Here is a 12,729-nt window from a genome sequence, read left to right on the forward strand (position 1 = left end):
CCGTTTCTTCCGTTCGTCCGCCGACCGAGTTAGCTGACGGGTTCGGGCTGGGAAGATCAGCCCTACCCGACGACACCGCAGCGCGGCTTCGACGGGATTCACCCCAGAAAAACTTGGGTTCCCGGCTCGTCCCCTCCGGAGAGGTTCCGATTAGGCGGTCCCAGCGATGCCGTCCCGGGTGGGGCGGCAAGACTCCGCTAGGTCTCGAGAAGATTACGAAAGCGCATCCCTCGTGTCGACTTGGACGCGCGGAAATCGCTCCGTTTTCCCGATTTGCCGGGTTTGAACCCGCTTCGATCGACACATGATCACGACGAGATAACGAGCGGTCCCTCTCCCTCGCGCCCGCGACCGGCACCCCGCGCCCCGCCGGGGACCGACCACACCCCGACAGAAGCCCGTGTATCCGGCGTCACCACTGGTCAACGCCGATCGACACCGCGCCGGGCCGAGGGACGCAGCGCCCCCGCCGACAACGGCACACGACCCACACGCGGCCACCGAAACCGCAGTCCCGCAACGAAGATCACGCGCCACACATTCGACGAACCCGCCGGGCCGGTGTGATCCTCGTCTCTCCAGGCCGAATCGCCACCCGATCCACCGACTTCTGGTGCGTGCCCCCGCGTGCCGCGGGCACTGTCGGTGCCGGTCTCTAGTGTCCCGAGGCGTGAGTGCGCCGCGATCCGCCCGTTCGACCGACGGAACCCAACTGACGTTCGACGAGCTGGACACACCGCTGCGCGAGATCACCTTCGTCGTCGTCGACCTCGAAACCACCGGCGGCAGCGCCGATACCGATGCCATCACCGAGATCGGCGCCGTGAAGGTGCGTGGCGGCGAGATCGTCGGTGAGCTCGGGACTCTCATCGACCCGGGACGCGCGATCCCGCCGTACATCGTCGAGATCACCGGGATCACGACCGCGATGGTGCGCGGTGCACCCCGCATCGACGCCGTCCTGCCCGCGTTCCTCGAGTTCGCCCGCGGTGCCGTGCTGGTCGCCCACAACGCGGGATTCGACGTCGGGTTCCTCAAGGCCGCCGCGGCCCGCCAGGACATCCCCTGGCCCAAGTTCCAGGTGTTGTGCACCGTGAAGCTCGCCCGCCGTGTCCTGAGCCGCGACGAGGCGCCGTCGGTGAAGCTCTCGGCGCTCGCGACCCTGTTCGGGGCCGAGACCACCCCGACGCACCGCGCACTCGACGACGCCAAGGCCACGGTCGACGTCCTGCACTCCCTCATCGGCCGGGTCGGCAATCAGGGTGTGCACAGCCTCCCCGAGCTTCTCGACTACCTGCCGCGGGTGTCGTCCGAACAGCGCGCCAAGCGCACACTCGCGAGCCACCTCCCCCGCACCCCCGGGGTCTACCTGTTCCGCGGCCCGTCCGACGAGGTCCTCTACGTCGGCACCGCGACCGATCTCCGCCGCCGGGTCCGTACCTACTTCACCGGGTCGGAGACGCGGGGGCGGATGAAGGAGATGGTCGCGCTCGCCACACGGATCGATCACGTCGAATGCGCGCATCCACTCGAGGCCGGGGTACGCGAGCTCCGACTGCTCAGCGCCCACGTGCCCCCGTACAACCGCCGATCCAAGTTCCCGATGCGCGGCTGGTGGGTCACCCTCACCGACGAGGCCTTCCCGCGCCTCTCGGTGGTCCGTACAGCGACGATCGACGCGCTGGGGCCGTTCCGGTCCCGCACCGACGCCGCCGACGCCGCACAGACCGTCGCCGAGTTCTGCGGCCTGCGGACGTGCACCACGCGCATCCGCCGGGGCCAGCCGCACGGACCCAAGTGCCCTCCCCGCGATCTCGGCGGCTGTCCCGCGATCTCCGACGACGAGGACGGCTACGCCGTCGCGCCCGAGCGGGCGCGGGCATTGTTCCGCGGCACCGACGACGCGCCACTGCACCGAATGCGCGACCGGATCGAGGAGTTGGCGGCCGCCGAACTGTTCGAGAGCGCCGCACGACTGCGTGACCGCACCGCGGCGCTCGGGCTGGCCCTTCGGCGCATGCAACGGCTCGGGTCGCTGACCGCCGTCGACGAGCTGATCGCGGCCCGGCGGGCGGCCGACGGCGGGTGGGAGTTCGCGGTGGTCCGCTCCGGGCGCCTGGCCGCCGCCGGCGTCGCACTGCGCGGGGTTCCACCGATGCCGGTGGTCGAGGCGCTGGTGGCGTCGGCGGAGACCGTCCTGCCCGATGCGACTCCGCTCCGCGGCGCCTCGCCCGAGGAAGTGGGGCTCGTCGCACGATGGCTGCACGCCGACGGCACCCGCATCGTCCGAACCAGTGCGGGATACGGCGAACCGGCCCACGGAGCGGGTTCGTGGGAGGACTGGTGCACGCTGGCGCGGGGCGCGGCACCGCCTACTGTGTTGGACGAACGACAGCACCGTGCCGCACCAGAGCACTGAAGGAGCACCATGATCAACGCCATCGTCATGATCCACGCCGAGGCCGACCGGATCCCCGAGACCGCGCAGGCGGTGGCCGATCTCGCCGGAGTTGCCGAGGTCTATTCGTGCGCGGGCGACATCGACCTGATCGCGATCGTGAAGGTCCGCGACCACGCACAGATCGCCGAGGTCGTGACCGAGCGGATCAACAAGGTGCCCGGCGTGCTCAAGACCGCGACGCACATCGCTTTCCAGTCGTACTCGAGCGCCGACGTCGAGGCGGCCTTCTCGCTCGGCGAGTAGACCGCCCGGTCCCGGGGCGTCGGAGCCCCGGGACCATCGAACGCGTCCGCCTCAGCGTTTGGCGGCCAACTCCACGGTCAAGGCGGCCCAACGCTCCAGCAGGGCCGCTGCCGCACCGGAATCGATCGCCCGAGCGGCCTTCTCCATGCCCGCCGCCAGCGACTCCTCGAGGCTGCCGGACAGCCCGTCGTACGCGGCGATCGCGCCCGCCGCGTTCAGCAGCACCGCGTCCCGCACGGCGCCCTCGTCGCCGGCGAAGATTCCCCGCGCCACCCGCGCATTGTCGACCGCATCGCCACCGCGCAGCGCGTCGAGCGGAACGCGGGCGATCCCGAGGTCCGTCGGATCCAGCTTCTGGGTCCGCACGGTGCCGCCGGACACGACGTACACCTCCGACGTCGTCGAGGTGGTGATCTCGTCGAGTCCGTCGTCACCGCGCACGACCAGCGCCGAGTTCCCGCGTTCCGCGAGCACCCCGGCGACGACCGGGATGAGGTCCTGGAACGCGCACCCGATCAGACCGGCCCGCGGACGCGCCGGGTTGGTGAGCGGTCCGAGCACGTTGAAGACGGTGGGAATTCCGATCTCCTTGCGCGGGGCTCCCGCGAATCGCAGCGCCGGGTGGAACACCGGGGCGAAGCAGAAGCCGATCCCGACCTCCTCCACACACCGCGCGACGTCCTGGGCACCGAGATTGATGTGCACGCCCAGCGCCTCGAGAACGTCGGCGCCGCCGCTCTTCGACGACGCGGCCCGGTTGCCGTGCTTGACCACCCGCACGCCGGCGGCGGCGACGACGACCGCCGCCATCGTCGAGATATTGACCGTGTGCGACCGGTCGCCGCCCGTGCCGACGACATCGACGACGTCCGGCGACACCGGCACCGTCTTCGCGTGGCCCAGCATCGCGTCGGCGAGTCCGCGCAGCTCCGCGGGGGTCGCCCCCTTCATCTTCAGCGCGACGCCGAAGGCCGCGATCTGCGCCGAGGTCGCGGCGTCGGACATGATCTCGTCCATCGCCCACGCGGTGTCGTCGGCGGTGAGGTCACGACCGTCGGTGAGGGCTCCCAGGACCGCGGGCCAGCTCCGGTCAGTCGCGCCTGCCACTCGTTCCGTGCCTTGCGCTACTGCCTGCCGCACCATCACGACCCTTTCTGCCGGGCGCCCACCAACTGCCGGGTGGGCATGTCGCCCCGCAGCTTAGTGCGCGTGCCGCGGGTCACGACGCGGACGGCGGTTGCAGGCCCTCCCAACCGAGCGCCGTGCCACCCCAGCGCTGCGCCAGGCCCGCCATCCGGGATCGCTCCTGCGAACAATGCAGGGCATCGAGGATCTGGACCCGTTCGAGGACCACGGACACCGTTCCGTCGTCGGCCGACTCCGGATCGCCCGCCAGTTCGTAGCCGTCCTGGGCCGCCACGGCGACCGCGTCCCGGACCTCGGCGACGGGGAGCCGCAGGTGATGCCGGAGCACCGCCTCGGCCTCGGGGATCCAGGCGGGATCGCCGCCGGCGCCGCGTTCGAGAACCGTCGACGACGCCTCCGCGTCGTCGAATCCCGACACGACCACGACGAGATCCGGACGAGTTCGATCGAGAGGGGCCGGCGCGCTCCGAGACAGAAGACCGTTGATCCAACGTGCGACGCCGCGCCTGAGTTCCATGCGCTTACCTTGCCATGTTCGCCGGGACCCGCTGACGCGACCGGATAACACGCTCTGACGTGGGACGACGCGCCGACATAGGACCCGGCTACCCGTCTGTTACGACAAGGCGTCATACTTCTCAGCGTGACGAGCGCAGTAGGGACTTCAGGATCGGCAATCACCCAGCGCGTGCACTCGCTGAACCGGCCAAACATGGTCAGCGTCGGCACCATCGTGTGGTTGTCAAGCGAGCTCATGTTTTTCGCAGGGCTCTTCGCTATGTACTTCGTTGCGCGGGCGCAGGCGGGCGACAACTGGCCGCCGGAACCCGTGCATCTCAACCTGGCACTGGCAGTGCCGGTCACCCTCGTACTGATCGCCTCCTCCTTCACCTGCCAGATGGGCGTTTTCGCCGCGGAGAAGGGTGATGTCTTCGGACTTCGGCGGTGGTACCTGGTGACTCTCGCCATGGGCACGTTCTTCGTGCTCGGCCAGGGCTTCGAGTACATCACGCTCGTCAAGGAAGGGGTGACGATTTCGAGCAGCGTGTACGGCTCGGTGTTCTTCATGACCACCGGCTTCCACGGTCTGCACGTCATCGGCGGCCTCATCGCCTTCGTCTTCTTGATCGTCCGCACCAAGGTCAGCAAGTTCACGCCTGCACAGGCAACTGCGGCGATCGTCGTCTCGTATTACTGGCACTTCGTCGACATTGTGTGGATCGGCCTGTTCGCCACGATTTATTTCATCCGTTAGCCAGCTGGACGCCCAGGCAGCCCCCTGACGCTTCAGTCGTCCCGACATACCAAAGGGATACAGATGAGTTCATCCCCCCCTCCCGCAATCGAGGGTGACATGCCCCACCGTCCCGCAGCAGCCTCTGCGGCCAAGACGCGACGTCAGCGCAAGATGCGCCGTCGCGTCACCGGCGCGCTGATCCTCATGCTGGGCCTGGTCAGCGCTGGTTTCCTCGCTTCCGCCTTGACGCCTGCACCGCAGGTCGCCACCGCGAGCGACGACTCCGCCGCCCTGATCCGCGAAGGCAAGCAGCTCTACGACACCTCCTGCATCACGTGCCACGGCGCGAACCTGCAGGGTGTCCAGGACCGCGGCCCCAGCCTGATCGGTGTCGGTGAGGCAGCCGTGTACTTCCAGGTGTCGTCCGGTCGTATGCCCGCCGCACGCAACGAGGCCCAGGCTTCCCGCAAGCCGGCCAAGTTCGACGCGCGCCAGACCGACGCCATCGGCGCCTACGTCCAGTCGCAGGGTGGCGGCCCCACCCTCGTCCGCGACGAGAACGGCGAGATCGCACAGTCGTCGCTGCGTGGCGGCGATGTCGCGCGCGGTAGCGAGCTGTTCCGCCTCAACTGCGCGTCGTGCCACAACTTCACCGGGCGCGGCGGTGCGCTGTCCTCCGGTAAGTACGCCCCCGTTCTGGATCCGGCCAGCGAGCAGCAGATCTATGCCGCCATGGTCACGGGCCCCCAGAACATGCCCAAGTTCTCCGACCGCCAGCTGACGCTGGAGGAGAAGAAGGACATCATCGCCTACGTCAAGCAGTCGAGCGAGAACAAGAACCCGGGTGGTTACGGTCTCGGCGGCATCGGACCGGGGTCCGAGGGCCTCGCTATGTGGGTCATCGGCATCGTCGCTGTCGTCGGTGCAGCACTGTGGATCGGAGCAAGGTCATGAGCGACGCCGGCAGCGGCGATACGCCGAAGAAGTACACGGACGACGAACTCGACCGGATGAGCCGGGACGAACTCGTCGAACTCGGTACCAATCTCGACGGCGTCGATGTCGCGTTCCGTAGGGATCGCTGGGCGGTCGAGGGCACCAAGGCCGAGAAGCGCGCCGAGCGCTCGGTGGCCTTCTGGTTCATCCTGGCGGGCCTGTCCGCGATCGCCTTCATCGGCATCTTCCTGTTCTGGCCCTGGGAGTACGCGGGCCCGGGCGAGGACACCTACTGGGCGTACAACCTCTACACGCCGCTGATCGGCTTCACCATGGGTCTCGCGATCCTCGGTGTCGGCGTCGGCGCGGTGAAGTTCACCAAGAAGTTCGTCCCCGAAGAGGTCTCGATCCAGGACCGCCACGACGGCGGTTCGGCCGAGGTCGACAAGAAGACCCTCGTCGCTCAGCTGAGCGACACCCTCGACACGTCGACGATCGGCCGCCGCAAGGTCATCAAGCGCAGCCTGATCTTCGGTGGTGGCGCGCTCGGCATCATGTCGGTCATGCCCCTCGGTGGCCTGATCAAGAACCCGTGGGCCAAGGGCGACAACTCCCCGCTGTGGGTGTCCGGATGGACCCCGCGCTACAAGGGCGAGACGATCTACCTGCGTCGCGACACCGGTCGTCCGCACGACATCGTGCTGGTGCGCCCCGAGGATCTCGACGCCGGCTCCATGGAGACGGTGTTCCCGTTCCGTGAGTCCGAGCGTGGCAACGACGAGGAGCTGTTCAAGGCTCTGCGCGGCATCCGCAATGCGGTCATGCTCATCCGCCTGCGCACCGAGGACACCCAGAAGGTCGTCAAGCGCAAGGACCAGGAGAGCTTCAACTACGGCGATTACTTCGCGTACTCGAAGATCTGCACCCACCTCGGCTGCCCCACCTCGCTGTACGAGCAGCAGACCAACCGAATCCTGTGCCCCTGCCATCAGTCGCAGTTCGACGCGCTGCAGTACGGCAAGCCGATCTTCGGTCCCGCCGCTCGTGCTCTTCCGCAGCTGCCTATTACAGTGAACGAAGAGGGCTACCTCGTCGCCAACGGTGACTTCATCGAAGCCCTCGGCCCGGCATTTTGGGAGCGTCGACCGTGACCACTACAACCCCATCCAGAGTTGCCGCCCAAGCGGAGGCAGTCGACTCCCGGTACCACATCGCGGCCGGAATGAAGCGACAGATCAACAAGGTCTTCCCGACCCATTGGTCTTTCATGCTCGGCGAGATCGCGCTGTACAGCTTCATCATCCTGCTGATCTCCGGCGTCTACCTGACCCTGTTCTTCGATCCGTCGTTGGCCGAGGTCACCTACAACGGTGCATACGAGCCGCTCCGCGGCGTCGAGATGTCCCGCGCCTACGCGACCACGCTCGACATCTCGTTCGAGGTCCGCGGCGGTCTGTTCGTCCGTCAGATCCACCACTGGGCCGCACTGATGTTCGCAGCGTCGATCATCGTGCACCTGCTGCGCATCTTCTTCACCGGCGCGTTCCGTCGCCCGCGTGAGGCGAACTGGGTCATCGGCTCGCTGCTGCTGATCCTGGCGATGTTCGAGGGCTTCTTCGGCTACTCGCTGCCCGACGACCTGCTGTCCGGCACGGGCCTGCGCGCCGCGCTGTCCGGCATCACGCTCAGCGTCCCGGTCGCCGGCACCTGGCTGCACTGGCTGATCTTCGGTGGCGACTTCCCCGGCACCCTGATCATCCCGCGCCTGTACGTCGCACACGTGCTGCTGCTGCCCGGCATCATCCTGGCCCTCATCGCCGCGCACCTCGCGCTGGTGTGGTACCAGAAGCACACGCAGTTCCCCGGCCCCGGCCGCACCGAGCAGAACGTCGTCGGCGTTCGCATCCTCCCGGTGTTCGCTCTCAAGGGCGGCGCGTTCTTCGCGTTCACGTTCGGCATCCTCGCCCTGATGGGTGGTCTGCTGCAGATCAACCCGATCTGGAACATCGGCCCGTACAACCCGTCGCAGGTGTCGGCTGGTTCGCAGCCCGACTTCTACATGATGTGGACCGACGGCATGGCGCGTCTGTGGCCTGCGTGGGAGATCTACCTGTTCGATCGCTACACGATTCCCGCGGTGTTCGCTGTCGCGCTGATCATGGGCATCGTGTTCGCACTGCTGATCGCCTACCCGTGGATCGAGAAGAAGTTCACGAAGGACGACGCTCACCACAACCTGCTGCAGCGTCCGCGCGACGTTCCGGTCCGTACCGGTATCGGTGCGATGGCCATCGCGTTCTACCTGGTGCTGACGATCTCGTGCATCAACGACATCATCGCCTACCACCTGGACATCTCGCTCAACGCGATGACCTGGATCGGTCGTATCGGCATGGTGGTCCTGCCTCCGATCGCCTACTACGTCACCTACCGGTTCTGCCTGGGTCTGCAGCGCAGCGACCGCGCGGTGCTCGAGCACGGCATCGAGACGGGCATCATCAAGCGCCTGCCGCATGGTGAGTACGTCGAGATCCACCAGCCGCTCGGCCCGGTCGACGATCACGGCCACCCGATCCCGCTGGAGTACCAGGGTGCCGCGATCCCGAAGAAGATGAACAAGCTCGGATCGGCCGGCAAGCCCGGTTCCGGTAGCTGGGTCTCCCCGGACCCGGTCGAGCAGAGCCAGGCTCTCGAGGCCGCCGAGCATGCCGGCGAGCACGAGCAGCTGAAGGTGCTCACGGAGTACCAGGACCGCGCCCGTGGAATCGGGTCCGGAAACGGCTCCGGCGACGGCGAAGCGCACTAGTTCGCCGAGACTGACGAGGAAGGCCCCGAACCGATATCGGTTCGGGGCCTTCCTCGTTGGCGTCCGGACACTCGGTCGGGTCGGCCGCCTGGCTGGACTGCCAGGTCGAGGAAGCCGGAAAGTGCCCGAAGCTGCCCGGCGGACCTCTACTGTCCTGGACAACGACGAGGTTCCGGGGGTCCGATGGTGGCGAGTTATGTCTACGAACGGTATGCCCCGGTGCGTGCCGAGGTCACCGAGTTCGACCTGCCAGTGCAGGGCGCGATTCCGGAATGGCTCGACGGCCGCTATCTGCGCAACGGCCCCAACCCGATCGCGGACGTGCGTCCGGACGAATACAACTGGTTCACCGGCGACGGCATGGTGCACGGAATCCGGATGAGCGGTGGACGCGCGCTGTGGTACCGCAACAGGTGGGTCGACTCGGAGGTCACGTCGAAGGCGCTGCACCGATCCGCTCCCCCGGAGCACGGCCGCTCACCGCTGCACGGACCGTCCGCGAACACCAACGTCATCGGCTTCGCGGGCCGCACGCTCGCGCTGGTCGAAGCCGGCGTCGCATGCGCCGAACTCTCCTACGATCTGGACACGGTCGACGTGTGCGATTTCGACGGCACGGTGCGTGGCGGCTACACCGCGCATCCGATCGAGGAACCGGAAACCGGCGAGCTCCACGCAGTCTCGTACCATTTCGGCCGAGGCGACACCGTTCTCTACACCGTCGTCGGACTGGACGGCCGACTTCGCAGGAAGGTCCCGATCCGGGTCGGCGGCAGCCCAATGATGCACGCATTCTCGCTGACCCGCGACTACGTGGTGATCTACGATCTGCCGGTCACGTTCGACGTCCGCAGCGCCGTCACCGCGAACGTCGCGCGACCGCTCCGTCCCTTCGCCGCGCTCGCGCTCAGTGCCACGATCGGACGCGTCCGCGTGCCGCGTCCCGTCCTGAACCGTCTGCCTCCGACCCGCGCCGGGAGCTTTCCGTACCGCTGGGACAGCCGCTATCCGCCCCGCGTCGGGCTGGTCCCCCGCCACGGTGATCCGACACCGCTGTGGCTGGAGGTCGAGCCGTGCTACGTCTTTCATCCGGTCAACGCCACCAGTGACGACGGGAAGGTGGTCGTGGATCTCGTCGTGCACGAGCGGGTGTTCGACGCCGACCGCACCGGACCGTCCGAGGGGCGTCCGCGACTGGAGCGCTGGCATCTCGAGCCGCGGGTCAGCAACCGGGTCCGCCGGACCCGGCTCGGCGACGAGCACGTGGAGTTTCCGCGGTTCGACGAGCGCTTCACCACCTCGCTCCATCACGATTGCTGGCTCGTCGTCGGCTCCGACGACCTGTCCGGCGAACACCGGCTCATCAGGTCGGATCGTGCCCATGGTGTCCAGGCCATGCGCGACTTCGGTCCGCGATCCGCGGTGGGAGAGTTCGTGTTCCACCCGGAGGCTCCGGACGCCCCGGAGGGCCACGGCGTGGTCATGGGACTGGTATCGGATCTCGGGTCGAAGTCGACGGAGCTGCGGATCCTGGACGCGCGGACGCTCGAGGATCAGGCGTCGATCGCGCTGCCGCAACGGGTACCCGCCGGCTTCCACGGGAACTGGATACCGGACACCGCATCGGCCCTCTGATGGCCGCGCCACGCCACAGGTGGGAGTCAGGCTCGGTCGACAGCGGTGCACAGCTCCCCGATCGCGCAGATCACTCGGTCGCTGTGCGGGTCCATCCAGACGGGAGCGCCGTCGCAGAGACGGGGCACCAGCAGGTGGCGACCACGCGAGGGCCACTGCACGAACTCGTAGCCGGCCAACTCTGTCTGGGTTGTGTCCGCAACCCACACCGCAGCTTCGGCGAACGGGGCTTCGACCGACAGTCCGTTGCACACGCTGAATCCGCTCACGCCGCCGGTTCCGCTCCACCCGATCGTGACGGCGTACTCGGCGCCGATGGACAGTTCCCACATCAGTCTGTCGGGCTGAACGTCACGCCCATGACGCAGGCAACGCAGGTCCCGAGTGACCGCGACGACTGCATCCACCCACGAACCGGGCAGGTCGAACCTCCTACCCCGACTCTCGAAGTAGTCGGGTACGTCGTCGATGATCGCGAAGCGCCACAGGAGACGGTCATGGCGTTCGGCCTCGGAGATCCGCATGACGAGCATCCTCCCGGATGCGGTCCGACTCTGTCCGGCCCGACCGCTTTCCGCTGTCGCGGACAGTGCAGCCGGGCGACCTGCGCGCGGAAATGGCTGAAGGCGCCGAACCCCTTTCGGGTTCGGCGCCTTCAGCCGTTGCTGTGAAGCGTTGGAGCTAGTGCTTCTCCGGACCGAGGTGGTACTCGAAAACCAGGCCTGCAGCAGCGGCGATCACCAGAACCACGCCGACGACGATCATCCAGGCCTGGAAGAACGCCAGCGAGATCGCGGCGATCGCAGCGGCACCGGCCAGCAGGATGGGCCAGAAGCTACCGGGGCTGAAGAAGCCCAGATCGCCGGAGCCGTCGGAGATCTCCGCCTCCTCGTAGTCCTCGGGGCGGGTGTCCAGACGGCGGGCCACGAACCGGAAGTACGTGCCGACGATCAGGCTCAGTCCGGCCGAGAGAACGATTGCGGTGAGGCCGGCCCACTCGATTCCGGTCCGCGACATCGCGGTGAAGACACCGTAGACGATCGCGACGAGAATGAAGAACACCGTCAGGATCTCGAAGAGCTTGGCTTCGATCTTCATATCAGTTCTTGTCCTTGGTCAGAGATTCTCGGAATTCGCGGGTCACTTGCCGCTGGTCGATGCTTCGCGCACCGTGCGGTCGGTGTTGAACGGCGAGGTGGAGGTCGCGGTGGGCGACTCGCCGATCGATGCCAGCGCCTCGGCAGTGGTCAGGCCCTTGCCGCCTTCCTCGACGGACTTGCGAGCCTCGATGTACTGCTCGAACTTCTCCGGCGTCACAGCGCGGACCTCGAAGTTCATCATCGCGTGGAAGGTGCCGCACATCTCGGCGCAGCGGCCCACGAACGCGCCTTCCTTCTCGATCTCGCTGATCTGGAAGACGTTGTCCGAGTGGTTCTCCTTCGGGTTCGGGTTCACGTCACGCTTGAACAGGAACTCCGGAACCCAGAACGAGTGGACGACGTCCGACGATGCGAGCACGAACTCGATCCGCTTGCCGGTCGGCAGCACGAGGATCGGAACCTCGTTGCTGGTGCCGACGGTCTCGATCTTGTCGTAGTACAGGTAGGACAGATCCTGGGTGTTCTTACCGTGGATCGGGCCGGTCTTTTCCCGACCGTGCTCGTCGAGGCCCTCGGGCTTCGACGCAGCCAGCGCAGCAGCGGTGGCGGCCTCGTCGGTGCCCTCGTACTTCGCCGTGCCGTCACCGAGATCGATCGTGCGGTAGCCGAACTTCCAGTTCCACTGGTACGCCGTCACATCGACGACGACGTTCGGATTGTCCTTCTTCTCCGTGACGTAGTTCTGCACGACCACGGTGAAGTAGAAGAGCACAGCGATGATCACGAACGGAACTGCCGTGTAGAACAGCTCCAGCGGCACGTTGTATGCCGTCTGCCGGGGGAACTCGGGCGAGTCCTTCTTCTTACGGTGGAAGATAACCACCCAGAAGGTGAGACCCCACACGATGACACCCATGACGAGGGCGGCGATGACCGACCACGTCCAGAGTTCGCGCATACGTTCGGCCTGCGGGGTAACTCCCGATGGCCACCCGAAGCGAAGCACCGAATTGTCGATTGAACAACCCGACAGCAGCATGGCAGCTATGCCCAAAGATGCTGCCAGCCCGGCTCGCCGAAGGATCCGACCTTGCGCCACGTTCACGCCTTCCTGATCGCCGCAATTCCACTAGGGCACACCCGAAGGGAAGGCCCAATTACTACG

The 12,729-nt window shown here is 67.0% G+C and carries 12 protein-coding genes and 1 riboswitch; of the genes, 7 read left to right on the plus strand and 5 right to left on the minus strand.

From position 1 onward, the window contains the following. Positions 1-2 precede the first annotated feature (2 nt). A riboswitch (cyclic di-AMP (ydaO/yuaA leader) is annotated at positions 3-167 on the minus strand. Positions 168-670: 503 nt separating this feature from the next. Together HUN07_RS16350 and HUN07_RS16355 are read left to right on the plus strand one after the other, a co-directional pair. Further along, the gene (locus HUN07_RS16350; RefSeq protein WP_174911051.1) at positions 671-2,419 is read left to right on the plus strand and encodes a DEDD exonuclease domain-containing protein; all 1,749 of its coding nucleotides are present in this window, start codon (positions 671-673) and stop codon (positions 2,417-2,419) included. A 9-nt stretch (positions 2,420-2,428) separates the two neighbouring features. Further along, on the plus strand, positions 2,429-2,704 hold the full coding sequence (locus HUN07_RS16355) for an Lrp/AsnC family transcriptional regulator (protein ID WP_174911054.1): 276 nt from the start codon (positions 2,429-2,431) through the stop codon (positions 2,702-2,704). Between the two features lie 51 nt (positions 2,705-2,755). Here the strand turns inward: HUN07_RS16355 and trpD are convergent, their stop codons facing one another. Together trpD and HUN07_RS16365 are read right to left on the minus strand one after the other, a co-directional pair. Next, positions 2,756-3,847: an anthranilate phosphoribosyltransferase gene (gene trpD / locus HUN07_RS16360; RefSeq protein ID WP_174914807.1), complete on the minus strand. Its 1,092-nt coding sequence runs from the start codon at positions 3,845-3,847 to the stop codon at positions 2,756-2,758. A gap of 76 nt (positions 3,848-3,923) precedes the next feature. Then, positions 3,924-4,367: a hypothetical protein gene (locus HUN07_RS16365; protein ID WP_174911057.1), complete on the minus strand. Its 444-nt coding sequence runs from the start codon at positions 4,365-4,367 to the stop codon at positions 3,924-3,926. 126 nt (positions 4,368-4,493) lie between these two features. On the opposite strand from HUN07_RS16365, the gene ctaE reads away from it, so the two are divergent. The 5 genes from ctaE to HUN07_RS16390 all read left to right on the plus strand — a co-directional run bounded on the left by ctaE (position 4,494) and on the right by HUN07_RS16390 (position 10,464). Then, positions 4,494-5,105: an aa3-type cytochrome oxidase subunit III gene (gene ctaE / locus HUN07_RS16370; protein ID WP_114719255.1), complete on the plus strand. Its 612-nt coding sequence runs from the start codon at positions 4,494-4,496 to the stop codon at positions 5,103-5,105. A 63-nt stretch (positions 5,106-5,168) separates the two neighbouring features. Beyond that, complete coding sequence (gene qcrC / locus HUN07_RS16375; protein ID WP_174911060.1) at positions 5,169-6,041, plus strand: cytochrome bc1 complex diheme cytochrome c subunit; 873 nt, start codon at positions 5,169-5,171, stop codon at positions 6,039-6,041. Further along, entirely contained in the window at positions 6,038-7,174 is a 1,137-nt protein-coding gene (gene qcrA / locus HUN07_RS16380) for a cytochrome bc1 complex Rieske iron-sulfur subunit (RefSeq protein WP_114719421.1), read from the plus strand. Before qcrC ends, qcrA begins: the two co-directional genes overlap by 4 nt. Further along, positions 7,171-8,829, plus strand: a complete 1,659-nt coding sequence (gene qcrB, locus HUN07_RS16385) for a cytochrome bc1 complex cytochrome b subunit (protein WP_114719253.1) — start codon at positions 7,171-7,173, stop codon at positions 8,827-8,829. Before qcrA ends, qcrB begins: the two co-directional genes overlap by 4 nt. A 183-nt stretch (positions 8,830-9,012) precedes the next feature. Next, positions 9,013-10,464: a carotenoid oxygenase family protein gene (locus HUN07_RS16390; protein ID WP_174911063.1), complete on the plus strand. Its 1,452-nt coding sequence runs from the start codon at positions 9,013-9,015 to the stop codon at positions 10,462-10,464. Positions 10,465-10,490: 26 nt separating this feature from the next. Here the strand turns inward: HUN07_RS16390 and HUN07_RS16395 are convergent, their stop codons facing one another. The 3 genes from HUN07_RS16395 to ctaC all read right to left on the minus strand — a co-directional run bounded on the left by HUN07_RS16395 (position 10,491) and on the right by ctaC (position 12,669). Then, complete coding sequence (locus HUN07_RS16395) at positions 10,491-10,988, minus strand: hypothetical protein (protein ID WP_174911066.1); 498 nt, start codon at positions 10,986-10,988, stop codon at positions 10,491-10,493. A 157-nt stretch (positions 10,989-11,145) separates the two neighbouring features. After that, on the minus strand, positions 11,146-11,562 hold the full coding sequence (locus HUN07_RS16400; protein ID WP_174911068.1) for a cytochrome c oxidase subunit 4: 417 nt from the start codon (positions 11,560-11,562) through the stop codon (positions 11,146-11,148). 42 nt (positions 11,563-11,604) lie between these two features. Further along, the gene (gene ctaC / locus HUN07_RS16405) at positions 11,605-12,669 is read right to left on the minus strand and encodes an aa3-type cytochrome oxidase subunit II (RefSeq protein WP_254622559.1); all 1,065 of its coding nucleotides are present in this window, start codon (positions 12,667-12,669) and stop codon (positions 11,605-11,607) included. Positions 12,670-12,729 lie beyond the last annotated feature (60 nt).

Source organism: Rhodococcus sp. W8901 (genome assembly GCF_013348805.1).
Taxonomy (GTDB): Bacteria; Actinomycetota; Actinomycetes; order Mycobacteriales; family Mycobacteriaceae; genus Prescottella.